Annotated in this window: 19 protein-coding genes, 4 tRNA genes and 1 other RNA gene; 10 read left to right on the forward strand and 14 right to left on the reverse strand. The window is 72.5% G+C overall.

Annotation, left to right across the window (positions count from 1 at the left end; genetic code table 11):
- Window positions 1-13 precede the first annotated feature (13 nt).
- Window positions 14-607, forward strand: coding sequence for a hypothetical protein (locus tag DEJ51_RS15560; protein WP_150258107.1), 594 nt, complete (start codon window positions 14-16; stop codon window positions 605-607).
- Window position 608: 1 nt separating this feature from the next.
- On the opposite strand, the gene DEJ51_RS15565 is transcribed toward DEJ51_RS15560, so the two are convergent.
- From DEJ51_RS15565 to purS, 6 genes are all read right to left on the reverse strand, one after another.
- Window positions 609-1,415, reverse strand: coding sequence for an META domain-containing protein (locus DEJ51_RS15565; protein ID WP_150258108.1), 807 nt, complete (start codon window positions 1,413-1,415; stop codon window positions 609-611).
- Window positions 1,416-1,465: 50 nt separating this feature from the next.
- Entirely contained in the window at window positions 1,466-2,254 is a 789-nt protein-coding gene (locus DEJ51_RS15570) for a maleylpyruvate isomerase family mycothiol-dependent enzyme (RefSeq protein ID WP_150258109.1), read from the reverse strand.
- Window positions 2,255-2,271: 17 nt separating this feature from the next.
- A complete protein-coding gene (locus DEJ51_RS34525; RefSeq protein ID WP_190620404.1) occupies window positions 2,272-3,546 on the reverse strand; it encodes a hypothetical protein in 1,275 nt (424 codons plus the stop codon).
- Between the two features lie 136 nt (window positions 3,547-3,682).
- The gene (gene purL / locus DEJ51_RS15580) at window positions 3,683-5,932 is read right to left on the reverse strand and encodes a phosphoribosylformylglycinamidine synthase subunit PurL (RefSeq protein ID WP_150258110.1); all 2,250 of its coding nucleotides are present in this window, start codon (window positions 5,930-5,932) and stop codon (window positions 3,683-3,685) included.
- Window positions 5,929-6,609 (reverse strand): phosphoribosylformylglycinamidine synthase subunit PurQ, encoded by a 681-nt coding sequence (purQ, locus tag DEJ51_RS15585; protein WP_030768819.1) that lies wholly within the window; start codon window positions 6,607-6,609, stop codon window positions 5,929-5,931. The genes purL and purQ overlap by 4 nt, the downstream gene beginning before the upstream one ends.
- 2 nt (window positions 6,610-6,611) lie before the next feature.
- Window positions 6,612-6,857: a phosphoribosylformylglycinamidine synthase subunit PurS gene (gene purS, locus DEJ51_RS15590; protein ID WP_030009438.1), complete on the reverse strand. Its 246-nt coding sequence runs from the start codon at window positions 6,855-6,857 to the stop codon at window positions 6,612-6,614.
- A gap of 326 nt (window positions 6,858-7,183) precedes the next feature.
- Between purS and DEJ51_RS15595 the strand changes: the two genes are divergently transcribed.
- The 8 genes from DEJ51_RS15595 (at window position 7,184) to DEJ51_RS15630 (ending at window position 11,636) form a co-directional block, all read left to right on the forward strand.
- On the forward strand, window positions 7,184-7,501 hold the full coding sequence (locus DEJ51_RS15595; RefSeq protein WP_150258111.1) for a histone-like nucleoid-structuring protein Lsr2: 318 nt from the start codon (window positions 7,184-7,186) through the stop codon (window positions 7,499-7,501).
- 88 nt (window positions 7,502-7,589) lie between these two features.
- Window positions 7,590-7,661, forward strand: a tRNA-Gly gene (locus DEJ51_RS15600).
- Between the two features lie 78 nt (window positions 7,662-7,739).
- Window positions 7,740-7,812 (forward strand) — tRNA-Gly (locus tag DEJ51_RS15605).
- A gap of 145 nt (window positions 7,813-7,957) precedes the next feature.
- Entirely contained in the window at window positions 7,958-8,905 is a 948-nt protein-coding gene (locus DEJ51_RS15610) for an ABC transporter ATP-binding protein (protein WP_150258112.1), read from the forward strand.
- Complete coding sequence (locus DEJ51_RS15615; RefSeq protein ID WP_150258113.1) at window positions 8,902-9,663, forward strand: ABC transporter permease; 762 nt, start codon at window positions 8,902-8,904, stop codon at window positions 9,661-9,663. Before DEJ51_RS15610 ends, DEJ51_RS15615 begins: the two co-directional genes overlap by 4 nt.
- Before the next feature lie 31 nt (window positions 9,664-9,694).
- A complete protein-coding gene (locus tag DEJ51_RS15620; RefSeq protein WP_317852446.1) occupies window positions 9,695-10,933 on the forward strand; it encodes a sensor histidine kinase in 1,239 nt (412 codons plus the stop codon).
- Window positions 10,930-11,541: a response regulator transcription factor gene (locus tag DEJ51_RS15625; RefSeq protein ID WP_150258115.1), complete on the forward strand. Its 612-nt coding sequence runs from the start codon at window positions 10,930-10,932 to the stop codon at window positions 11,539-11,541. The genes DEJ51_RS15620 and DEJ51_RS15625 overlap by 4 nt, the downstream gene beginning before the upstream one ends.
- 22 nt (window positions 11,542-11,563) lie before the next feature.
- Window positions 11,564-11,636, forward strand: a tRNA-Gly gene (locus DEJ51_RS15630).
- Window positions 11,637-11,686: 50 nt separating this feature from the next.
- Here the strand turns inward: DEJ51_RS15630 and DEJ51_RS15635 are convergent.
- The 6 genes from DEJ51_RS15635 to ffs all read right to left on the reverse strand — a co-directional run bounded on the left by DEJ51_RS15635 (window position 11,687) and on the right by ffs (window position 20,237).
- Window positions 11,687-12,592 carry a phosphoribosylaminoimidazolesuccinocarboxamide synthase gene (locus DEJ51_RS15635; RefSeq protein ID WP_150258116.1) on the reverse strand — a complete coding sequence of 302 codons (906 nt, stop codon included), beginning with the start codon at window positions 12,590-12,592 and terminating at the stop codon, window positions 11,687-11,689.
- Window positions 12,593-12,736: 144 nt separating this feature from the next.
- Window positions 12,737-14,227 carry a N,N-dimethylformamidase beta subunit family domain-containing protein gene (locus tag DEJ51_RS15640; protein WP_150258117.1) on the reverse strand — a complete coding sequence of 497 codons (1,491 nt, stop codon included), beginning with the start codon at window positions 14,225-14,227 and terminating at the stop codon, window positions 12,737-12,739.
- Window positions 14,228-14,466: 239 nt separating this feature from the next.
- The gene (locus DEJ51_RS15650) at window positions 14,467-16,287 is read right to left on the reverse strand and encodes a hypothetical protein (RefSeq protein WP_150258118.1); all 1,821 of its coding nucleotides are present in this window, start codon (window positions 16,285-16,287) and stop codon (window positions 14,467-14,469) included.
- A 288-nt stretch (window positions 16,288-16,575) separates the two neighbouring features.
- Entirely contained in the window at window positions 16,576-17,829 is a 1,254-nt protein-coding gene (gene purD, locus DEJ51_RS15655) for a phosphoribosylamine--glycine ligase (protein WP_150258119.1), read from the reverse strand.
- Window positions 17,830-17,889: 60 nt separating this feature from the next.
- Window positions 17,890-20,061, reverse strand: a complete 2,172-nt coding sequence (locus tag DEJ51_RS15660; RefSeq protein ID WP_150258120.1) for a DNA polymerase III subunit gamma and tau — start codon at window positions 20,059-20,061, stop codon at window positions 17,890-17,892.
- A 77-nt stretch (window positions 20,062-20,138) separates the two neighbouring features.
- An RNA gene (gene ffs / locus DEJ51_RS15665) (signal recognition particle sRNA small type) lies at window positions 20,139-20,237 on the reverse strand.
- Between the two features lie 107 nt (window positions 20,238-20,344).
- Between ffs and DEJ51_RS15670 the strand changes: the two genes are divergently transcribed.
- Window positions 20,345-20,432 (forward strand) — tRNA-Ser (locus DEJ51_RS15670).
- A gap of 161 nt (window positions 20,433-20,593) precedes the next feature.
- On the opposite strand, the gene DEJ51_RS15675 is transcribed toward DEJ51_RS15670, so the two are convergent.
- Window positions 20,594-20,845 carry a hypothetical protein gene (locus tag DEJ51_RS15675; protein WP_223835826.1) on the reverse strand — a complete coding sequence of 84 codons (252 nt, stop codon included), beginning with the start codon at window positions 20,843-20,845 and terminating at the stop codon, window positions 20,594-20,596.
- 7 nt (window positions 20,846-20,852) lie between these two features.
- On the reverse strand, window positions 20,853-21,959 hold the full coding sequence (locus DEJ51_RS15680) for an endonuclease NucS domain-containing protein (RefSeq protein WP_150258121.1): 1,107 nt from the start codon (window positions 21,957-21,959) through the stop codon (window positions 20,853-20,855).
- Window positions 21,960-22,185: the final 226 nt, after the last annotated feature.

Here is a 22,185-nt window from a genome sequence, read left to right on the forward strand (position 1 = left end):
CCATGATCACCGCATGACCGAACCCAGTGAGTACGTACGCCGGTTGACCTCCGGAGAGCCCATACCCTTCGCCTCCGACGGCGTCGCCGGGTGGGAGACCTTCCCCTTCGATGGCGAGCTCGCGGTCAGGCCCCTGGAGCCGCCGGTGCTCCCCGAGCCGCCGCGCAACGGGGAGGGCGGGCCGGAGGGCTGCGACGTGTGCGTCCTGCCCGACTCCGCGTTCCTGTGGACCGACGAGCACTGGCGGCTGCGGGGGATCCACTCCTCCCTGCCCGCGATCGTGCAGCTCGTCCCGCGGGTCCACCACGACCTGATGGACCTGCCGGCCGAGCGGGCCGCTGAGCTGGGGCCGATGCTGCAGCGGATCGAGCGGGCGGTGCGCGAGCTGGAGGGGATCGCTCGGGTGCACGTGGGCAGGTACGGGGACGGGGCCGCCCACCTGCACGTGTTCCAGTTCGCCCGGCCGCAGGGCTTGCTCCAGCTGCGCGGCTCCAACCTGCCGCTGTGGGACGACGTGCTGCCGCGGGTACCCGAGGAGGTGTGGGCCGGATCGGCGCGCACCATCGCCGCCGCCATGGCGAAGGGCGGCGGCACGGCGCACGTGTGAGTCACTCGGCGGCGGAGGCGGCCTTCGCGGTCAGGCCCTTGCCGTCGGGGGCGGTGAGGGTGAGGGTCCGGCCGTCGACCTTCGCGGTGAGCGGGCCGCCGGCGAACAGCGCGGTCAGCGTCCGCTCGACCTCGCCCGCCGCTCCCTCGCAGGCCATCCGGGTCGAGGTCAGCGGTCCGAAGGTGACCGTGGAGCCCTCCACGGTGGCCTTGGCGCTGAACCGGTTGCAGCCGAGACTGCCGCTCACGGTGAGGTCCGGGGCGATGGTGAACCGCGCCTTCCCGGCCGCCTCGGCGGGCAGGGAGGCCGCGGTCCCGCCGCTGACCAGGGACTCCACGGTCCACTCGGTCGTGGTGAGCGGCGCGTCCGTGGCGGCGGGCGCCGACGTCATGGCGATGGTGCTCCCGTCGGCGGTCTTCAGGGTGAGCCGGTCGGGTCCCCGGTCGATCGTCAGCTTGCCCCGGAACAGCTTCGCGAAAGCCGTCTCGAACTCCATGTCCGCGCAGGCCATGGTGGTCGAGGCGCCCGGCGTGACGGTCACCGAGGAGGTACCGGCGAAGGCCGCCACGGCGGTGAATCCGTTGCAGCCGTAGTTGCCCTTGACCTCGTTCGGGCCGATGTCGAGGTGGGCGCTCTCGGGCGCGTGCAGGGTGCGGCCGCCGGTGGTCAGGGACTCGACGGCCCAGGAACCCTGGGGGTCGGGCAGTCGGGCGCCCCGCGCCTCCTCGCCCCGGCCGCAGCCGGTCAGGGCGAGCGCGACGACGAGGGACAGGCCCGCGGCGGCGGGGACGTGCCGGAAGGTAGGCATGTCACTGGGACGGACGGGGCGTCGCGGCGGTTCCACCTCGGTGTTTCCCTTCAGCTCATCAGCGGGAGCAGCGCCGACAGGTCGGCCCGTTCGCCGCTGGCCCGTACGTGCGCCTCGTCGAGGGCCACGGCCCACTCCGTACGGCCGGTCGCCAGCCGGATCCAGGTCAGCGGGTCGGTCTCCACGACGTTCGGCGGGGTGCCGCGGGTGTGCCGCGGGCCCTCGATGCACTGGACCACCGCGAAAGGCGGGACGCGGACCTCGACCGAACCGCCCGGTGCCTTGAGGGCGAGGGCGTCGGCGAGCAGCCGGGTGCAGGCCGCCAGCGCCTGCCGGTCGATCGGGACGTCCAGTCCGGCCGCCCGGTTCAGGTCGTCGGTGTGGACCACCAGTTCCACGGTCCGGGTGACCAGGAAGTCGGCCAGGGTCATGTCGCCGATCCACAGATCGAGCACGCGCCCACCCGGGTTCGCCGCGAGCGCCTGCGCCATCCGGTCGGCCGCCCGCTCGTACAGCTCGGGCAGCGGTGCCCCGGTCAGGGTCTCCCGGGCCGCTTCGGAGATCTTCCCGGCGAGGGAGGCGGTGGCGAAGGGCCACTCGACCGCCGACAGCTCGGCGACGGCGCCGGGCGGCCGGGCCAGTGCCCCCGCCAGCGAGTCGGCGATCCAGGCGACGTGCCCGGCCAGTTCGGCGACGCTCCAGTCCCCGAGCCCGCTGGGGCGCGCCAGCTGCTCGGGCCCCAACTCCGCGACGCCCCGACACACATGCGCGAACTGCGCGGTGACGGCCGCGCGGATCTTGTCGGGGTCGTACGTTCGGGTGCGGGTCCTGGATGCCATGCGGCGAGTCTGCCGGATCAGTCGCCGCCACCGCAGCCGCCACCGCAGCTGCTTCCACAACTGCTGGAGCAGCTGCTGGAGCCGCAGCCGCCGGAAGAGCCGCAAGAACTTCCCGAGCCGCTCGACCGCTCCGCCGCGCGCTCCTTGCGCTTCTCCTCCTCGGCCCGCCGCTTGAGGGTGTACGAAGTGCCCGCAGGCCTCCAGGACGACCGCAGGTGGCGCCGGCGGAAGGGCAGCAGCGGCACCGCGCGGACGGCGTCGACGATCTGGCTGTCTCCGCGGTAGACGGCGTACCGCAGGATCACCTCGGACCCCTCGCAGGGCACCCCGTACAGGAGCGCCTCGTACGGCTCGGCACGGCTGTCGATGTCGTGGTGGTCGGCCCGCAGCCGGCTCTCCGCGCCCCCGAGAAGGGTTTCGGGGGCGCGGCTGCGGTAGCCGTCGTCGAAGCGGTCCCGGAACGCGACCAGCGGCGGGGCGGTCGGGGTGTCGGCGTCCGCGACCAGCCAGAAGGGCCCGGACCACTGCTCGCGGACACCCACCCGCACCACCGGCTGGGGCCCGTCGTGCAGCCGCCGGGCGGCGCGCCTCGCGGTGAGGCCGCGGCCGAGGAGCGGGACTCCCGGGGCGAGCAACAGCATGGCCAGCACCTGCTGGGCCGTGGCGTCGTACGGGTGGCCGGGGCCCGCTCCGAGGTCCCGCACGAGGCCCCACACCAGCAGCGCGGCGGCGGCCAGGCACAGCCCCGCCCCGGCGACGAGCAGCCACCGGCCGCGATGGTGGTGGCCGTCCGGCAGGTTCTCGGGGATCACCGCGCGGGCGTCCCCGGCGGTGGCGAGGAACAGCTCCCGCCGGCGCCGGTGGGAGCGCAGCCGGAGCGCGGACCCGGCGAACGCCCAGGCGCACAGGGCCAGCATCAGCGCCCCGCCGACCCGGCCGGGGTCGTCGCCGGGATCGAGGACGTACAGGTTCCGCACGGCGTCCGCGGCGATCACGGGCGTGGACACGAGCGTGGCGGCGGGCAGGAACCGGTACCAGGCGGGGAGGGACAGCAGCAGGACCGCCGGCACGTATCCGGCCCAGGTGGTGCCGTGTTCCGGGGTGTCGGAGGTGTTCCAGGCGACGAGGACGATCGAGAGGAACACCAGCGGCGCGAGGAGCCAGCCGACGGCGATCGGTGCGAAAGCGGCGGGGCCGCCCGCATCGAGCCAGCGCTGGGCGTCCTTGACGTGCCAGTGAGGAGCGCCGCCTTCGGGTATCGCGGCGTCCGGCAGGTGCTTGACGATGCTCACGCGGTCAGTATGCGGAGCCCTCATGGGCGCGGATACGGCGGTCGTGCCACGGAATCGCAACGGCCGCTTGAGCGGCGGCGGGGCCGGGCCCCGCACGGAAGTTCCGTACGGGGCCCGGCACCGTTCTCTCCGTCGATCAGGCCAGGAGGGCCGGGATCGTCGTCTCGTGGGCCTCGCGGAGCTCGGCCAGCGGGAGGGTGAACTCGCCCTGGATCTCGATCTCCTCGCCGTCCACCACACCGATCCGGGCGACCGGCAGGCCGCGCGCACCGCACATGTCGGTGAAGCGGAGCTCCTCGCTGCGCGGGACGGCCACGATGGCCCGGCCCGCGGACTCGGAGAACAGGAAGGTGAAGGCGTCCAGGCCCTCGGGCACCACGATCCGGGCACCGTTGCCGCCCTTGAGGCAGGACTCGGTGAGCGCCTGGATCACGCCGCCGTCGGACAGGTCGTGCGCGGCGTCGATCATGCCGTCGCGCGAGGCGGAGATCAGGATCTCCGCGAGCAGCTTCTCGCGTCCCAGGTCCACCTTGGGCGGCATGCCGCCGAGGTGGTCGTGGACCACCTGCGACCAGGCCGAACCGCCGAACTCCTCGGCCGTGTCGCCCAGCAGGTACAGCAGCTGGCCGGCCTCCTTGAAGGCCATCGGCGTACGGCGGTTGACGTCGTCGATCACACCGAGGACCGCCACGACGGGGGTCGGGTGGATCGCGATGTCGCCGGTCTGGTTGTAGAGCGAGACGTTGCCGCCGGTCACCGGGGTGCCCAGCTCCAGGCAGCCGTCCGCGAGTCCGCGGCAGGCCTCGGCGAACTGCCACATGACGTCCGGGTCCTCGGGGGAACCGAAGTTCAGGCAGTCGGAGATGGCGAGCGGCTTGGCGCCGGTCGCCGCCACGTTGCGGTACGACTCCGCCAGCGCCAGCTGCGCACCCGTGTACGGGTCGAGCTTGGCGAAGCGGCCGTTGCCGTCGGTGGCCATGGCCACGCCGAGGTTGGACTCCTCGTCGATGCGGACCATGCCCGCGTCCTCGGGCTGCGAGAGCACGGTGTTGCCCTGGACGAACCGGTCGTACTGGTCGGTGACCCACGACTTCGACGCCTGGTTCGGGGAGGCGACCAGGGCCAGGACCTGCGCGCGCAGCTCCTCGGAGGTCTGCGGGCGCGGCAGCTTGCCGGCGTCGTCCGCCTGGAGCGCGTCCTGCCAGGAGGGGCGCGCGTAGGGGCGGTTGTAGACGGGGCCCTCGTGGGCGACGGTGCCCGGGGGCACGTCCACGATCTGCTCGCCGTGCCAGAAGATCTCCAGGCGCTCGCCCTCGGTCACCTCACCGATGACGGTGGCGATGACGTCCCACTTCTCACAGATCTCCATGAAGCGGTCCACGTGCTGCGGCTCGACGATCGCGCACATGCGCTCCTGCGACTCGCTCATGAGGATTTCCTCGGGCGAGAGCGTCGCGTCGCGCAGCGGCACGGTGTCCAGCTCGACCCGCATGCCGCCGGAGCCGGCGGAGGCGAGCTCGGAGGTCGCGCAGGAGAGCCCGGCGCCGCCGAGGTCCTGGATGCCCGCGACCAGCTTCTCCTTGAAGATCTCCAGGGTGCACTCGATGAGGAGCTTCTCCTGGAAGGGGTCGCCGACCTGCACCGCGGGGCGCTTGGTGGGCTTGGTGTCGTCGAAGGTCTCGGACGCGAGGACCGAGACGCCGCCGATGCCGTCGCCGCCGGTGCGGGCGCCGTAGAGGATGACCTTGTTGCCGGGGCCGGAGGCCTGGGCGAGGTGGATGTCCTCGTGCTTCATCACGCCGATGCAGCCGGCGTTGACCAGCGGGTTGCCCTGGTAGCAGGAGTCGAAGACGACCTCGCCGCCGATGTTGGGCAGGCCCAGGCAGTTGCCGTAGCCGCCGATGCCCGCGACGACGCCGGGCAGGACGCGCCGGGTGTCGGGGTGGTCCGCGGCGCCGAAGCGCAGCGGGTCCACGACCGCGACCGGGCGGGCGCCCATCGCGAGGATGTCGCGGACGATGCCGCCGATGCCGGTGGCCGCGCCCTGGTAGGGCTCGATGTACGACGGGTGGTTGTGCGACTCGACCTTGAAGGTGACCGCGTAGCCCTGGCCGACGTCGACGACGCCGGCGTTCTCGCCGATGCCGACGAGCATGGCGTCGTTCTGGGGGGCCTTCTCACCGAACTGCTTCAGGTGGACCTTGCTGCTCTTGTACGAGCAGTGCTCGGACCACATGACCGAGTACATGGCGAGCTCGGCGCCCGTGGGGCGGCGGCCGAGGATCTCCCGGATCCGGGCGTACTCGTCCTCCTTGAGGCCGAGTTCCTTCCAGGGCTGGGAGGCGTCCGGGGTTTCGGTGGCGTTCTTGACGGTGTCGAGGCTCATGCGCTGACCAGCTTCTTCAGGACCGAGGTGAAGAACGGGAGGCCGTCGGTGCGGCCCGTCCCGATCAGCGGCTCGACCGCGTGCTCGGGGTGCGGCATGAGGCCGACGACGTTGCCCGCGGCGTTGGTGATGCCGGCGATGTCGCGCAGCGAACCGTTCGGGTTGCCGTCCAGGTAGCGGAAGGCCACTCGGCCTTCGGCCTCCAGTTCGTCGAGCGTGCGCTCGTCGGCGGTGTAGCGGCCGTCCATGTTCTTGAGCGGTACGGAGATCTCCTGGCCGGCGGTGTAGTCGCCGGTCCACGCGGTCTCCGCGTTCTCCACCCGCAGCTTCTGGTCGCGGCAGATGAAGTGCAGGTGGTTGTTCCGGAGCATCGCCCCCGGCAGCAGGTGGGCCTCGGTGAGGACCTGGAAGCCGTTGCAGATGCCCAGGACGGGCATGCCGCCCTTGGCCTGCTCGATGATGGTCTCCATCACCGGCGAGAAGCGGGAGATGGCTCCGGCGCGCAGGTAGTCCCCGTAGGAGAAGCCGCCCGCGAGGACGACCGCGTCGACCTGGTGCAGGTCCTTGTCGCGGTGCCACAGCGAGACCGGCTCGGCCCCCGCGAGGCGGACGGCGCGCAGCGAGTCACGGTCGTCGAGCGTTCCGGGGAACGTGACGACTCCGATGCGAGTGGTCACCGTCAGGCCTCGACCTTCACGGTGAAGTCTTCGATGACGGTGTTGGCGAGGAACGTTTCGGCCATCTTGTGGATGCGGTCGAGGGCGGCCTGGTCGACCGGTCCCTCCACTTCCAGTTCGAAGCGCTTCCCCTGACGGACGTCGGCGATGCCCTCGAAGCCCAGGCGCGGCAGTGCACGCTGCACCGCCTGGCCCTGGGGGTCGAGGATCTCCGGCTTGAGCATGACGTCGACTACGACGCGTGCCATCGGGCACTCCCGTGTGTGGTTGGTGCGAAGGCGGTTCCATCAGCGTACCCGGCGGAAATTTCTACGCGGGTAGATATCCCGAGGCCTTGATCACCGCGCCGTTTCGGCTTCACCAACGCTTCGCAAAATCCGCCGGAAAACCACGCGCCCGGCATTGCGGCGGGACACGCGGAGAGAATTAACTGGGCTTCGCAATGCAATGGGAATCGAGGTACAAAGGAATCACTCCGGATTCCGGATGAAAGTTGCATTGCCCCGAAACATCCACACAGTCGACATCGCCCCACGTCAGCGGGGAGCGGGGTCGCACGAAGGGACCGATATCCGTGGCGCAGCGCGTAGTAGTCACGCTCTCCGACGACATCGATGGCGGAGAAGCGGCGGAAACGGTCGTGTTCGCTCTGGACGGAAAGTCCTACGAGATCGACCTCAATGTGGCGAACGCAAAGAAACTGCGGAAGGGCCTCGCCCCCTTCGTGGCCGCCGGCCGCCGCCAGGCACGCTCGGGGAAGGTGTTCAAGCACACCGCCGTCGCCCCGGACCCGGCGGTCGTCCGCGCCTGGGCCCGGTCGAACCAGTTCGACGTGCCGCCGCGCGGGCGCATCCCGAAGAAGATCTACGAGGCCTACAACGCGGCCCACTGAGGGTCGATTTGCCATCCACCCCCATCCGTCGGCTAGTGTGTGGATCACGCCAAGGGGCCAGGCCGCAGGTCAGAGCCTCCGAGGTCGTGCGGGTGTAGTTCAGTAGCAGAACATCCCTCTTCCAGAGGGAAGGCGCAGTGTGCGATTCCTGTCACCCGCTCTGCATCACTTCCGGACCACTGCGGTGGATCGGGTAGAGTGATGCATGCATTGCCACACAGCAGTGCATGCAGGGCATGCGGACGTAGCTCAGTTGGTAGAGCACCACCTTGCCAAGGTGGATGTCGCGCGTTCGAGTCGCGTCGTCCGCTCTGTTCGAAGAAGGCCCCGGTCATGACGACCGGGGCCTTCTTCACGTTCCCCGCCCGACGCACCGGCGGCCCGCCTGACAAATGTCATCCGCGGCGGTGACAGCGCGCACTGCCCGCCCGTCGCCGGCGCCGCGAGGCTTGGATCATGACTGACACCGTGATCGAAGCCGAGGGCCTGCGCCGCGGCTACGCAGGAGGGTTCGAGGCCGTACGGGGCGTCTCCTTCTCCGTGGCCCGGGGCGAGATCTTCGCCGTGCTCGGCACCAACGGCGCGGGCAAGACCTCCACCGTCGAACTGCTGGAGGGGCTGGCCGCACCGAGCGCGGGCCGGGTGCGCGTCTTCGGGCTCGATCCGTACGCGCGGCGGGCCGAGGTCCGCCCCCGCACCGGGGTCATGCTCCAGGAGGGCGGCTTCCCCTCCGACCTGACGGTGACCGAGACCCTCCGGATGTGGGGCGGGGTCACCACCGGCGCCCGCCCGGCGGCGGAGGTACTGGAGCAGGTCGGCCTGGCCGCACGGTCCTCCGTACGCGTGAAACAGCTGTCCGGCGGCGAACGGCGGCGCCTGGACCTGGCGCTGGCCCTGCTCGGCCGGCCCGAGGTGCTCTTCCTGGACGAACCGACCACCGGAATGGACCCGGAGGGGCGCCGGGACACCTGGGCGCTCGTACGGGAGCTGCGCGCGCAGGGCACCACGGTGCTGCTGACCACGCACTACCTGGAGGAGGCCGAGGAGCTCGCGGACCGGCTGGCCATCCTCCACGAGGGGGAACTCGTCCTGTCCGGCACCCCGGCCGAGGTGACCGCCACCAGGCCCGCCCGGATCCGCTTCACCCTGCCGGCCGGGGTGCCCGCGGCCCGGCTGCCGCTCGCACTCCGCGCGGCGGCCCACGGGCAGCGCGTGGAGATCCGTACCGAAAACCTCCAGAACGACCTGACCGAACTGCTGGGCTGGGCCCGGGAGTGCGCGGTGGAACTGGCCGGGCTCGACGCCCGCTCCGCCTCCCTGGAGGAGGCCTTCCTGGACATCGCGGAGAACCGCCGCACCACGGGCGGCACCCGCACCGAGGACACGACGGCAGGTACCCGATGACCATGCTCACCCTGAACCCCGGCCGGCTCACCGCGCTCGGCCGCTCCGAACTCACCCTGCTGGTGCGCAACCGGGCGGCGCTCACCCTGGCCGTCCTGATGCCCCTGCTGATGGTGTTCGTCCTGCGCTCCTCGCTGAGCGGGGCCGAGGGCGCCGAGGCCCTGGGCGAGGCCACTGTGACCGGCGGGATCGGCCTGGTGCTGATCCTGGTCGTCCACATGAACCTGGTCTCCGCCTACGTCGCCCGGCGCGAGGAGCTCGTCCTCAAGCGGCTCCGTACCGGCGAGGCGACCGACCTGGAGATCATCGCCGGAACCGCCCTGCCCGCCGCGGCCCTGGCCTTCGGGCAGATCACCGTCCTCACCGTGGCCGGGGCGGCCGCCCTGGACGTGCGCATGCCCCGCAACCCGCTGCTGCTCGTGGTGGCCGTCCTCGCGGGCATCGTGCTGCTGGCCGGGATGTCCGCGCTGATCAGCTCGTTCACCCGGACCGTGGAGACCGCGGGCCTCACCACGCTGCCGCTGTTCCTGGCGACCGTGCTCGGCTCGGGGCTGTTCGTCCCGGCCGACTCGCTGCCGGGCGTGGCGGCCTCGCTGTGCGAACTGCTGCCGCTGAGCGGGGTGATGACCCTCGTGCGGGCCGGATGGAGCGGTGCGGGCGACGCCGACCTGGTGGGGGCCGCTCTGGTCACGCTGGCCTGGACGGTCAACACCGTGTTTGCTGTTCGGCGGTGGTTCCGCTGGGAACCGCGCCGGTGACGAGGGTCGGGGGACGGAAAGCGTGTCGAAGATGACGGGGTGGTGGAAGAACCGCGGCACCGCGGGGAAGGTCGAGCTCTACACCCGGGGGTCGTTCCATCTGTTCGTCCTCCTGGAGATCACGTCCTTCGGGCTGATGCCCGTGGCCGCCACCGCCCCCGGCAGGCGCTCGGTCCTGCTGCCCCTCGCGCTGCTGCTCGTGGTGTGCGGCCACGCGGTGCTGTGCGGGGTCCTCAACTCCCTGGCGCTGTCCTGGGTGGTGGGACGGCGCGAACGTCCCGTCCGGCTGGCGGTCGCGGCGGCCGTCGTGACGGCCGTCTGCACCCTGGCCGTGCTCGTCCTGCGGGCGACCGGGCAGTTCACCGAAGAGGCCGTGGCGCCGTCACTGGTGGCGGGGCTGACCTGGTTCTGCTCGGGGTCGCTGGTGCTGTGCATGCGGTCGGTGAAGCGGATGCTGTTCATCCCCCCGACGGCAGGGATCGCGACGGGGCTGGCCGCGCTCGCCCTGGGCACGCCGGCCGTCACGTCGCTGTTCTACGGCGTGGGCATCGTGCTCGGCAGCCTGTTCTTCGGCGCCACCTGCGGTTTCTCGGTGTGGCTGCTGAGAACGGTCTACGAGCTGGAGCACTCCCGCGAGGTCCAGGCGCGGCTCGCGGTGGCGGAGGAACGGCTGCGGTTCGGTCGTGACCTGCACGACGTGATGGGCCGCAACCTGGCGGTGATCGCGCTCAAGAGCGAGCTGGCGATACAGCTGGCCCGGCGCGAACGGCCGGAAGCGGTGGAGCAGATGATCGAGGTGCAGCGGATCGCCCAGGAGTCCCAGCGGGAGGTCCGCGACGTGGTGCGGGGCTACCGGGAGGCGGACCTGTCGGTGGAACTGGAAGGCGCGCGCGGGGTGCTCAGTGCGGCCGGGATGGACTGCCGGGTGGACTTCCAGGCCGCTCGGGCCACGGTGCTGCCGTCCGAGGTCCAGTCGGCCCTCGGCTGGGTGGTGCGGGAGGCGACGACGAACATCCTGCGGCACGGCGACGCGCACCGCTGCCTGATCCGGCTGACCGCCGGGGAGAACGGCTCCGTGGAACTGGTGGTGGAGAACGACGGGGCGCCCGAGGCCCCGGCCGGGCCGCCGGGCTCGGGGCTGGCCGGGCTGCGGGAACGGCTCGCGGCCCTGGACGGGACGCTGGCGGCGGGGCTGGTCGGCGACGGCCGCTTCCGGCTGCTGGCCCGGATCCCGGAACGACGACTGCAAGGACTGGAGGTGCGGGCGTGAGCCCCGTACGCGTACTGCTCGCCGACGACGAGCATCTGATCCGGGGCGCGTTGGCGGCGCTGCTCGCGCTGGAGGACGACCTGCTGGTCGTCGCGGAGGCCGCCTCGGGACCCGAGGCGCTGGCGATGGCACGGGCCCACCGGCCGGACGTGGCGGTGCTGGACCTGCAGATGCCGGGGGCGGACGGTGTGAGTGTCGCCACATCCCTGCGGGCCGAACTGCCCGGGTGCAAGATCATGATCGTGACCAGTCACGGCCGCCCCGGGCACCTGAAGCGGGCACTGGCGGCGGGGGTGCGGGCCTTCACCCCCAAGACCGTTTCGGCGCAGCGGCTGGCCGAGCTGATCCGGACCGTGCACGCCGGAGGCCGTTACGTGGACCCGGAGTTGGCGGCCGACGCGATCAGTGCGGGGGACTCGCCGCTGACCGCCCGGGAGGCGGAGGTACTCGAACTCGCGGCGGACGGGGCACCGATCGCGGAGATCGCGGAACGGGCCTCGCTGTCCCAGGGGACGGTACGGAACTACCTGTCCTCGGCGGCCACGAAGCTGGGTGCGGAGAACCGGCATACGGCAGTGCGTCTCGCGAGGGAGCGAGGTTGGGTATAGTAGGTCTCGCCTTACGGCGCTTGCGGACATAGCTCAGTTGGTAGAGCACCACCTTGCCAAGGTGGATGTCGCGCGTTCGAGTCGCGTTGTCCGCTCTGTAACGAAGAAGCCCCCCGGTCCTCGGACCGGGGGGCTTCTCTCGTCCCTACGACCAGGACTGGCCGGTGAGGCGCTCGAAGGCCTCGATGTACTTCGCGCTGGTCCGGGCGACGACCTCCGCCGGGAGGACCGGCGGCGGAAGCTCGCCCTTGCGGTCCCAGCCGGAGGCCGGGGAGGACAGCCAGTCGCGGACGTACTGCTTGTCGAAGGAGGGCTGCGAGCGGCCCGGCTCCCACTGGTCGGCGGGCCAGAAGCGGGAGGAGTCCGGGGTCAGCACCTCGTCGGCGGCGACCAGGGTGCCGTCCTCGGGGTCGAAACCGAACTCGAACTTGGTGTCGGCCAGGATGATGCCGCGCTCGCGGGCGATGTCCCGGGCACGCGAGTACACGGCCAGCGTCGTCTGGCGCAGCAGCGCCGCCGTCTCGGCGCCGGCGGTACGCGCGACCTCCTCGTAGGAGACGTTCTCGTCGTGCTCGCCGACGGCGGCCTTGGCGGCCGGGGTGAAGATCGGGGCGGGCAGCTCGGAGCCGTTCACGAGCCCCTCGGGGAGGGCGAGCCCGCAGACCGTGCGGGTCTCCTCGTACTCGGCGAGGCCGGAGCCGGCGAGGTAGCCGCGGGCCACGCACTCGACCGGGACCATGTCGAGGTTCTTGCAGATCAGGGTGCGTCCGGCCCAGTCGGCGGGGGCGCCGGCGGGCAGGTCGGTGGAGAGGACGTGGTTCGGGACCAGGTCCGCGAGCTGGTCGAACCACCACAGGGAGAGCTGGGTCAGGACGCGGCCCTTGTCCGGGATCTCGGTGGGCAGCACCCAGTCGAAGGCGGACATGCGGTCGCTGGCGACCATGACGAGGCGGCCGTCCTCGTCACGGTAGAGGTCGCGCACCTTGCCGGTGTGGAGGTGGACGAGGCCAGGTACCTGAACCGGCTCGGGCTTTTCGACGAATCCGGACACGGGGTCTCCCTGTAGTTCTGTATGAAGCGCACCCCGATTCTCGCGCACCTGTGTCCCCGCCCGTGGACAGGGGTCCGCGCCGCGGGTCGGTCGCGGGGCCGGCGGCGGGGTGGGCGGCGGAGCGCTGGCGGAGCGTCCGTGGGGTCAGTCGTGTTTGCAGATCCGGTCGAGGAGATTGGCCGTGGCCCGCTGTACGCGCTCGTCCACATGGCCGGGGCGGTCGAGGGCCGGGGACCAGGCGAAGGTGCCCGAGGCGAAGACCAGCGCGCCGCTGGGCGCCCGGTAGAGGGAGGTCTCCTGGTGGCGGCGGTGGCCCTCGCTGTCGAGGTACGGGGAGTGCGCCAGCAGGATCCGGTCCTGGTGCTCGGGGAGCTGCGTGCGCGGGAAGTAGCGGTCGGCCTCACCCGCGACGAGGCCGGGCAGCTCGTCGTTCTCGCCCGCGCCGGTGGAGTCCCAGAGCCAGTGGGTGGCGTTGCGCACGATCAGGGGCGCGGGTTCCGGGACCCGGCCCGCGTACTGGATGCCGAGCAGCTGCTGCTCCGGGCGGTCGACCTCGCGCCACAGGCTGGGGCGGCCCGGGCCGCGCCGTTTTCGGCAGGTGAGGAGCCGGTCGTCGACCCCGGAGGGCGACGGGCCGAGCTCGACCTGCCAGTACATCGTGTTGGCGGAGAGGAAGACGAGCGAGGTGCCGTGCCGGCGGGCACGCTCGACGGTGCGGCGCATGGGGGCCGACCAGTACTCGTCGTGGCCGGGGAAGACCAGCCCGCGGTAGCGGGTGGGGTCGACGCGGCCGGCGTGCAGGTCGCGGGTGTCGGCGTAGGCGATGTCGTAGCCGTAGCGCTCGGCCCAGCGGATGAAGTCGTAGGCGTGACCGACGTGCAGGGGCAGGCCCGCGCCCGCGTAGGGGCGGTCGAAGGACACGGTGACGGCCGCGTCCTGCTCGCCGAGCAGCCGGCCCTCCTCGTCCCAGGCGTGGTAGAGGCTGGCGCCGCTGCGGCCGTCCTCGGGATAGAGGTTGTAGGCCTGCCAGGTGATGTCGGGAAGCAGCAGCAGGAGGTCGGCGGGATGGTCGTCGCGGACCGTGAAGGGGATGTGGGAGCGGTAGCCGTCGGCGGTGGTGAGAACGGCGACGTACGCGCCGACGCTCCAGTACGAGGGGACCTGGAGGCGCCAGGACATCCACCAGTGGTGGCAGGAGACGGTGCGGTCGGCGGCGAGGGGGGCCGGCTGGACGATGCCGGAGAGCCGGGGGCTGGTGGTGATCTTCGAGGCGCCGTCGCCGCCGTAGTGGCCGATCCGGTAGACGTCGACGGAGAACTGCTGGGGCGGGTCGACGGTGATGTGGAAGTCGATGGCCTCGCCGGGGGTGACGGCTCCGGTGGAGGCGAAGCCCTTGATCTGGCGGTGGACGTCGTCGGCGGTGCGGGGACCGCCGTTGCCGCGGGCGCGCGGGATCTGGCCGGTACCGGCCGCCGCGGCCGCAGGGTCCACGTACCAGGGCACGACCTGGCCGGTGTCGTCGAAGTAGAGCTCACTGCCCCGGAACCAGGGCAGGGGGCCCTGGCCGAAGGGGTCGGTCACCGCGTGCGCGAGCGCACCTGACTCCCAACGCCGGATCTGGTCCGCACCACCCATGACCGCTCCCCTCCCTCGCTCCCCCGAACGGGCGCACATCGCTTCGGCGCGCTGCTCCTGGCCGGGCCGAGACGGTGTTCCTCGGCTCCCGCTGCGGAACATCGAGCCGTGACCGGTCCCAGCACATCACATAACGCACGCAGTCCGTCACTGTTCGTCGCGAATTGACGGGACCGGAACCTTGACATCCGGTTGCCCGTACGGGCCGTGGCCCTTCCGGGGGCCGTGCCGGACCCTCCTCAGACCAGCCGGACCGGCTTCTCCGGGCGCACGCCGAGGGCCGACAGCCAGTCCCGCAGCGGCTCGGGATTCCCCTCCTCGACCAGGCACAGCACCCGCGGAGCCAGGTCGGAGCGGCGGTCGCCGCCCACCAGCAGGACCGGCCCGTCGAGCCAGTCCAGCCCCGGGGTGGCCCCGGCCGAGTCCACGGCCGCGCAGCACACCATCGCCGTGACGTGGTCGGCCAGCAGGTCCCGGCCGCTGCGCGGCGGCTGGAGCGGGAACAGCGGGACGGTGTCCGCACCGCGCGCCTTCCCGGCCCCGGCGGCCGGTCCGGCGGCCCGCTCCTCGCGGGCCAGCTCGCCGGTGATCCGGCCGGCCAGCGCCTCGCCGGCCGCGCCCTCGCCTCCGAGGTCGGTGAGGTAGCCCAGGACGCGCTCCAGGGTGGGCCCGGCGAAGGCGTCCGTGGTGGGGGACGCCGAGTCGGCGGCGGCGAGCGTGGCGGGGCCCGCCGCTCCGGCCGCTCCCGCGGAGCCGGAGGAGCCCGAGGAGCCGGGCCGGGCCGGGGGCGCCCCGGCGGGACCGCTCTGGGCGGCAGAGGGGGCCGCAGGGGCCGGTGCGGGGGCCCCCGACGGTCCGGCGGGCAGCCCGGCCGGCACGGCCAGGGCGTCCAGCGCCGCCTGCAGGCGGGCCGCCTCCGTCCGCCACTTGCGGTCCACGACCTCCTCCGGATACGCCGCCCAGTCCACGGGGGACCAGTCCGGCCCGGCCTCGGCCGGACCTCCGTGGAAGAGCCGCGCGGCCAGCAGCGAGGTCGCCTCGTCGATCAGCCCGGGCTGCTCCAGCAGGTCGCAGGCGGGGCGCTCGCCCAGCCGGGAGGTGAACCCCTCGGCCAGCCGGTCCCGCCGGGAGAGCTCGGTCAGCGCGGAGACCACCCCGGCGTCGAGGTGCGCCGGCCAGCGGCCCATCCGCCAGGCGGGCAGCGCGACGCGGGTCAGCAGCCGGTCCCAGCCGGCGTAGGCGAGGCCGACCTGCTCCTGGGCGACGATGCGCAGCCCGTAGTCCACACCCTGTGCACGGTCCGAGGCGGCCGCCGCCACCCCGCGCTCCATCTCGGCGGCGTCCGTCCGGCACAGCCGCAGCAGCAGCCGGGCCGGGGCGGCGATCCAGCCGAGGCCGCGCCGGGTGCCCACGTCCACGGCCGCGTCCAGCCCGCGTACAAAACCGCGCGCGTCGGCTATGTCCGGGTGCGCGGAAGGGCCCGTCCCGGCGACGACGGGCGCGAGGACCGCCCGTAGCTCCGCGACGCGCATCCACCACAGGAAGGGCGAGCCGATCACCAGCACCGGGGCGGCGCCCGGCTCGGACTCCGGCCCGGCGGGTCCGGGAGCCGTGCCGAAGACACGGGCGGCGCCGCGGCGGTGGGCCGCGTGGCTGCGGTCCTCCAGCCAGCTGTCGCAGTCCGGGGTCAGGGCTATCGCGGAGGGCGCCGGCACGTCCATCCGGTCGGCCAGGTCGCGCACCAGCCGGTAGAGATCGGGCGCGGCCGCCTCCGAGAGCGGCACCGTGGGCGTCACGGCGGGGCTCGCCCGCAGCACCACCGCGGCGAAGGCGCCGCCGACGAGCAGCACGATCGCGGCGACCAGGCACACGACGAGGGTCACCGCGGGCCAGGGATCACCGGCCAGCCGGCCCGTCGCCCGGGCGGCCACCAGCACGACCGCGAGGGCGGCGGGGAGCAGCCCGACGGCCAGGGCCCTGCTGCGCACGCGCAGCACGGCCAGAGCGCGGGAACGTGCGGACGGTGCGCCCGCTTCCATGGTCGAACCGGTTCCGGACACGGCCGGACCTCACCCCCTCTGCCCTGCGGCGACGTTGCTCACTCCCCCACTGTGACACCCGCCACTGACATCGCAATGCCGGTGGGCCAAGTGCCGGAATGCTTGGCATCGCACCCTAGTTGGGGCGCGCGCGGACGTCAGGCAGACCGGGTGACGATCACCCGATGGAATGGCTTTGGGTAAAGGTGGATGCGTTCGAACGCGGCCGGATGCAGTCGCACGCGGACACGCCCGCGGGCCCGGGCGCACGAGATGCGCACCGGGCCCGCGGGTCTGCGGAGCCGCTGGTCAGCGGCCCTCGGCCGCCTTGGCCGCGATGTCCGTACGGTGCTGCGAGCCGTCGAGCCGGATGCGCGCCACCGCCTTATACGCCTTCTCGCGCGCCTGCGCCAGATCGGAACCGGTCGCCGTCACCGACAGCACGCGGCCGCCCGCGCTGACCACCGCGTCGCCCTCGTGCCGGGTCCCGGCGTGCAGTACGTACGCGTCCGGCCCGTCCTCGGCGGCCACCTCGGCCAGACCCTCGATCGGGTCCCCGGTGCGGGGGGTCTCCGGGTAGTTGTGCGAGGCGATGACCACCGTGACGGCCGCGTCCTCACGCCAGGCCAGCGGGGGCAGGGCGTCCAGGGTGCCCGTGGCGGCGCCCAGCAGCACGCCCGCGAGCGGCGTGCGCAGCCGGGCCAGGACCACCTGGGTCTCGGGGTCGCCGAACCGCGCGTTGAACTCGATGACCCTGGTGCCGCGGCTCGTGATCGCGAGGCCCGCGTAGAGCAGGCCGGAGAAGGGGGTGCCGCGGCGGCGGAGCTCGTCGACGGTCGGCTGGAGGACGAGCTCCATGACCTCGTCGACCAGCTTCGGGTCGGCCCAGGGCAGCGGGGAGTACGCGCCCATGCCACCGGTGTTGGGGCCCTGGTCGCCGTCCAGGGCGCGCTTGAAGTCCTGCGCCGGCTGGAGCGGCACCACGGTGACGCCGTCGGTGATGGCGAAGAGGGACACCTCGGGGCCGTCGAGGTACTCCTCGATGACCACCCGGTCGCAGCCGAGCGCGTGCGCGCGGGCGGCGGCCAGGTCCTCGGTGACGACGACGCCCTTGCCGGCGGCGAGCCCGTCGTCCTTGACGACGTACGGGGCGCCGAAGGCGTCGAGGGCCTCGTCCACCTCTTCGGGGGTGGTGCAGACGTAGCTGCGCGCGGTCGGGACCCCGGCCGCGGCCATCACGTCCTTGGCGAAGGCCTTGGAGCCTTCGAGCTGCGCCGCCTCGGCGGACGGGCCGAAGACGGGGATCCCGGCGGCGCGCACGGCGTCGGCCACGCCGGCGACCAGCGGGGCCTCCGGGCCGACGACGACCAGCGCGGCTCCGAGTTCGGTGGCGAGAGCGGCGACGGCACCGCCGTCGAGGGCGTCGACCGGGCGGAGCTCGGCCACCTCGGCGATGCCGGCGTTGCCGGGAGCGCAGTACAGCGCGGAGACGTCGGGGTCGAGGGACAGAGAGCGGCACAGGGCGTGTTCGCGGGCGCCGCCGCCGATGACGAGGACCTTCACGCTGCTCAGACTAGCCCGGACGGCGCGGGCACCTTCGTGCGGCCACCCAATCGGCACCGGCTACTCGTTTGTGTATTCCTCCACAACGGTGGCTCCGAGCTCGCGCACGATCAGGTCGTGTCCGGTCAGCGCGCTCTCGACGAGGTCGGGATCGTCCTCCTCGGCGAAGTCGTCCTCGGGGGCGACCGGCGGGGGCGCCTGCTGCACGGGGGGCTGCGGGGCGGGAGCCGACTGCTGGGACGGCTGCTGCTGCGGCGTGTACGGCGGGGCGGCCGGGGCCTGCGGGGCGGGGGACTGCTGCTGGGCCGGAGCCGGCGGCGGGGTGTGGGCGGGGGCGGGCGCGGCCGGGGCGCCGTACGACGAGCCGTACGAGGAGGTCGGGACCGGCGCCGGGGAGCCGCCGCCGACGACGGCCTCGATCTTCCAGTTGACCTGGAACTGCTCGGCCAGGACCGCCTTGAGGACGTCCTCGCTGCCGCTGCTGGCGAAGTTGTCCCGGGCTCCGACGTTGGGGAAGCCCAGCTGCAGGGTGGTCCCGTCGAAGCCGGTGACCTGGGCGTTCTGGCTGAGCAGGATCCAGGTGAAGCGACGGCGGTTCTTGACGGCCTCCAGCACACCGGGCCACATCGCCTGGACCTGCCCGGCTCCGGCGGCCATCCCGGGGGAGGGCGCGGCGGCCGGGGCGGGTGCGGCGGCCGGAGCCGGCGCGGGAGTGGGGGCGGGGGCGGCCGGGGCGGACGCCCCGGGCCAGGCACCCGCGGCGGGAGCCGCTGCGGCGGCCGGTGCCGCGGCACCGGGCCAGGCACCGGGAGCACCGCTCCCGGGCTGCGCGGCGCCCGGCCAGGCGCCGGGAGCGGGGGCGGGCGCGGCGGGGGCCGGGGCCGGTGTGGCAGGAGGGGCGGCCCGGACCGGCTCGGGAGCCTGCACCGGGGCGGGCGCGGGCGCGGCGGCGCGCGCGGCGGCCGCACCCCCGCCGGGACCGGCGGGGGCCATGGCGTGCGCCTCGGGCCCGGGCACGTACCCCAGGGCGGGCGCGGCGGCGGGCGGCGCGGCGAAGGCCGCGGCGGCGGGCGGGCCGCTGCGCTCCAGCCGGTCGAGCCGGGCCTGGAAGGACCGCTCGTCGTCGAAGGCGGCGGGCAGCAGCACCCGGGCGCAGATCAGCTCCAGCTGCAGCCGGGGTGCGGTCGCACCCCGCATCTCGGTGAGTCCGGCGTTGACCAGGTCGGCGGCGCGCGACAGCTCGGCGGCCCCGAACACGGACGCCTGGGCCTGCATCCGCTCCACGACATCGGCGGGGGCGTCGATCAGCCCCTTCTCCCCGGCGTCCGGTACGGCGGCCAGGATCACCAGGTCGCGCAGCCGCTCCAGCAGGTCGGCGACGAACCGGCGCGGGTCGTTCCCGCCCTCGACCACCCGGCCGACGACCTCGAAGGCGGCGGCCCCGTCCCCGGCGGCGAAGGCGTCGATGACGGAGTCGATCAGGGAGCCCTCGGTGTAGCCGAGCAGCGAGGCCGCCATGGCGTATGTCACACCGTCGTCGCCCGCACCGGCGAGCAGCTGGTCCATGACGGACATCGAGTCACGCACGGACCCGGCGCCGGCGCGCACGACCAGCGGCAGCACCCCGTCCTCGACCTGGGATCCCTCGCGCCCGCAGACCTCGCCCAGGTAGTCCCGCAGGGTGCCGGGCGGCACCAGCCGGAAGGGATAGTGGTGCGTCCTGGACCGGATGGTCCCGATCACCTTCTCCGGCTCGGTGGTGGCGAAGATGAACTTGAGGTGCTCCGGCGGCTCCTCGACCACCTTCAGCAGGGCGTTGAAGCCCTGCGGGGTGACCATGTGGGCCTCGTCGATGATGTAGATCTTGTAGCGGCTGGACGCCGGCCCGAAGAAGGCCTTCTCGCGCAGGTCACGGGCGTCGTCCACACCACCGTGCGAGGCGGCGTCGATCTCGATGACGTCGATGGAGCCCGGCCCGTTCCTGGCCAGGTCCCGGCAGGACTGGCACTCCCCGCAGGGGGTGGGGGTGGGACCCTGCTCACAGTTCAGGCACCGGGCGAGGATGCGCGCGCTGGTGGTCTTGCCGCAGCCGCGCGGCCCGCTGAACAGGTACGCGTGATTGACCCGGTTGTTCCGCAGGGCCTGCATCAGCGGGGCAGTGACATGCTCCTGCCCGATGACCTCGGCGAACGACTCGGGGCGGTAGCGGCGGTACAGCGCAAGGGACGACACGTATACGAGGTTATCCGGGCCCACCGACATCAGCGGTCCGCCGGAGCCCCTGGAGGGCGTCCCGGGCGGCGCCCGGAACGCAAAGCGCCCCCCACGCACCCGCCAGAGCCCACTTACCCTTGCTGCCTTCCGGCCCTGGGGGAGTTGGGTGAGATAGCGCCACGTGAGGGGCTGGCCCCACCCTAGCGGATGGAAGGCCCCGGAATCGAGCCGGACCCCGACCCGCGCTCCGCCCGACGATCACGTTCGCGAGCACCCCTCAACGTCTTGTATTGTTTGCGGCGGAGGATTCGCCTAGTGGCCTAGGGCGCACGCTTGGAAAGCGTGTTGGGGGCAACCCCTCACGAGTTCGAATCTCGTATCCTCCGCCAGTGCCTCACCGGGCACTTGAAGGCCCCGACCGGGAAACCGGCCGGGGCCTTCTGCGTTCCTGGTGCGGGAGCCACAGGGGGCCGACCCGCTCCCGAAGCCCCGCGACCCCACAGACGACGCGGCGGTCCGTGGGGGGCAGGTGTGGGCTCCGCCCGCCGCATCACGTGCCGTCCGTCCAGTACCGCTGAAGACGGGCCACGGCATCCTCCTTGGCCAGCTCGGAGACGGCCGCCTCCGAGAGACCGACCCGGTGGATCAGCAGAGAGACCAGATCCGCCGGCAGTGACTCCTTCGGCGCGGGCGGTGCTCCCCGATCGGGGCGCCTGCCGTCGATCACGCAGCCCCAGAACTCATTTTCGGTGCCATCCGACTGATCGCGAAGGATGTGGCTCCACATCGCGGCACGGCTCACGTCGCCGTCAACCTATGCCGAAGTGCCGGGAGACCTCCTCGATCGTGAAGTGGGCGCGGAGCTTGCAGGCGGAGTTCTGGTTGGCGAAGAAGCCTGTCCGCCACAACGCCTTCTCGCGTGGCACGGCCTGCTCCCAGTCAACGGGAACGACCCATTCGCGACGATCCTCCCCGCCAGTCTCCTCTGCCGCCCCGCCGTGCGGTCGGTAGCTTCCTCTGAGTGAAAGGTCGGCCATCCGTCGACTCTCGCCGGCAACGGTGAGTACGGCGTCCTGGAAGGGCTTGGGCTCGCCGGAGACCGTGCCCACACCCACGTACCCCACCTTGGGAATGTGGGTGAATATCCGCGCCCCTGAGGGCAGGGAACGGAGCGTTCGGGAGAACCAGTCCCCGCCGCCGGCCGACACGAAGCCGTACCGAAGCGCGTCATCCCAGCTCCGCCCGCCGGGCTCATCACCGAAGGAGACGTACCAGTCCGTGCCGTTCCATGGCTCCTGCTTCCCGCGTCCCTTCGTTCCCGCCACCGGCGCCACCGCCTCGGCCTCGTCCATCAGCCAGGTGCGCGCCAGATAGGAGCGCCCCTCGTCCTCGAAGTAACGGAAGAACAGCACGTTGACGGGAACCCGGTAGCCGGACGCCAGGTAGGTGACGATCCGCTCGGTCGCCGCGTCGATCTCACTCGCGACCACTGTGAGGGTGTGGCTGCTGTTCAGCACCTCCGGCGGGCTGCCGCCGAATCGCAGCGCGAATGCCTCGTCCAGCTCCTCCACCAGCCCGCGGCTCCGGGCGTACCTCGTGTAGATATCGCGCACTTGCTCGTTGGCGAGCTCCTGGACCCACGAGCCGTAGTCGAGAACCTGTGCGACTACCTCCCGCGGAGTGCGGTCCCGTTTGAGCTCCAGAACATGCAGGCCCCCCTCGGAGTCCATGCCGAGCAAGTCGACGTACTTGCCGTGGTCCGTCTGCACCTGCCGACCGATCAGCAGGAGCGGCCTCCCCAACATTTCCGGATCGGCCTCTATGAGCTCCTCCAGCCTCGACTCCATAGGCATCGGCCGCGTGGCGACCCGCACCGGCCGGTCGTCCACCCGCCACAACCCGAATTCCAGCGGCATCACGCGCTCCCCCACACAGTCCGATACGCCCGAACGAGTCAAGCAGATCAGATCCTTGAGACAACGAGGCCCTGAATCGACGCGAAAGGGAGACGGCAACGGCCAGCCGGTCGGACCATGGCTGCAGTTCCGGTTGCATTCATATGCATCCAATTCGAACGCTTCGGGTAACTGGGTCCCACTTGCGCGGCCTCGCTGATGCCGGCGCCCACCAGCGGGGAGTCCT

Origin of the sequence: Streptomyces venezuelae (assembly GCF_008642275.1) — a bacterium.
Classification (GTDB): Bacteria; Actinomycetota; Actinomycetes; order Streptomycetales; family Streptomycetaceae; genus Streptomyces; species Streptomyces venezuelae_E.

Bases quoted from the DNA above. Each gene is read 5' to 3' on its own strand.
- DEJ51_RS15680 (WP_150258121.1), bottom strand. From the start codon at position 21,959: ATGCCGCTGGAATTCGGGTTGTGGCGGGTGGACGACCGGCCGGTGCGG.
- DEJ51_RS15615 (WP_150258113.1), top strand. From the start codon at position 8,902: ATGACCATGCTCACCCTGAACCCCGGCCGGCTCACCGCGCTCGGCCGC.
- DEJ51_RS15610 (WP_150258112.1), top strand. From the start codon at position 7,958: ATGACTGACACCGTGATCGAAGCCGAGGGCCTGCGCCGCGGCTACGCA.
- purS (WP_030009438.1), bottom strand. From the start codon at position 6,857: ATGGCACGCGTCGTAGTCGACGTCATGCTCAAGCCGGAGATCCTCGAC.
- DEJ51_RS15570 (WP_150258109.1), bottom strand. From the start codon at position 2,254: ATGGCATCCAGGACCCGCACCCGAACGTACGACCCCGACAAGATCCGC.
- purL (WP_150258110.1), bottom strand. From the start codon at position 5,932: ATGAGCCTCGACACCGTCAAGAACGCCACCGAAACCCCGGACGCCTCC.
- DEJ51_RS15640 (WP_150258117.1), bottom strand. From the start codon at position 14,227: ATGGGTGGTGCGGACCAGATCCGGCGTTGGGAGTCAGGTGCGCTCGCG.
- DEJ51_RS15560 (WP_150258107.1), top strand. From the start codon at position 14: ATGACCGAACCCAGTGAGTACGTACGCCGGTTGACCTCCGGAGAGCCC.
- DEJ51_RS15620 (WP_317852446.1), top strand. From the start codon at position 9,695: ATGACGGGGTGGTGGAAGAACCGCGGCACCGCGGGGAAGGTCGAGCTC.
- DEJ51_RS15565 (WP_150258108.1), bottom strand. From the start codon at position 1,415: ATGCCTACCTTCCGGCACGTCCCCGCCGCCGCGGGCCTGTCCCTCGTC.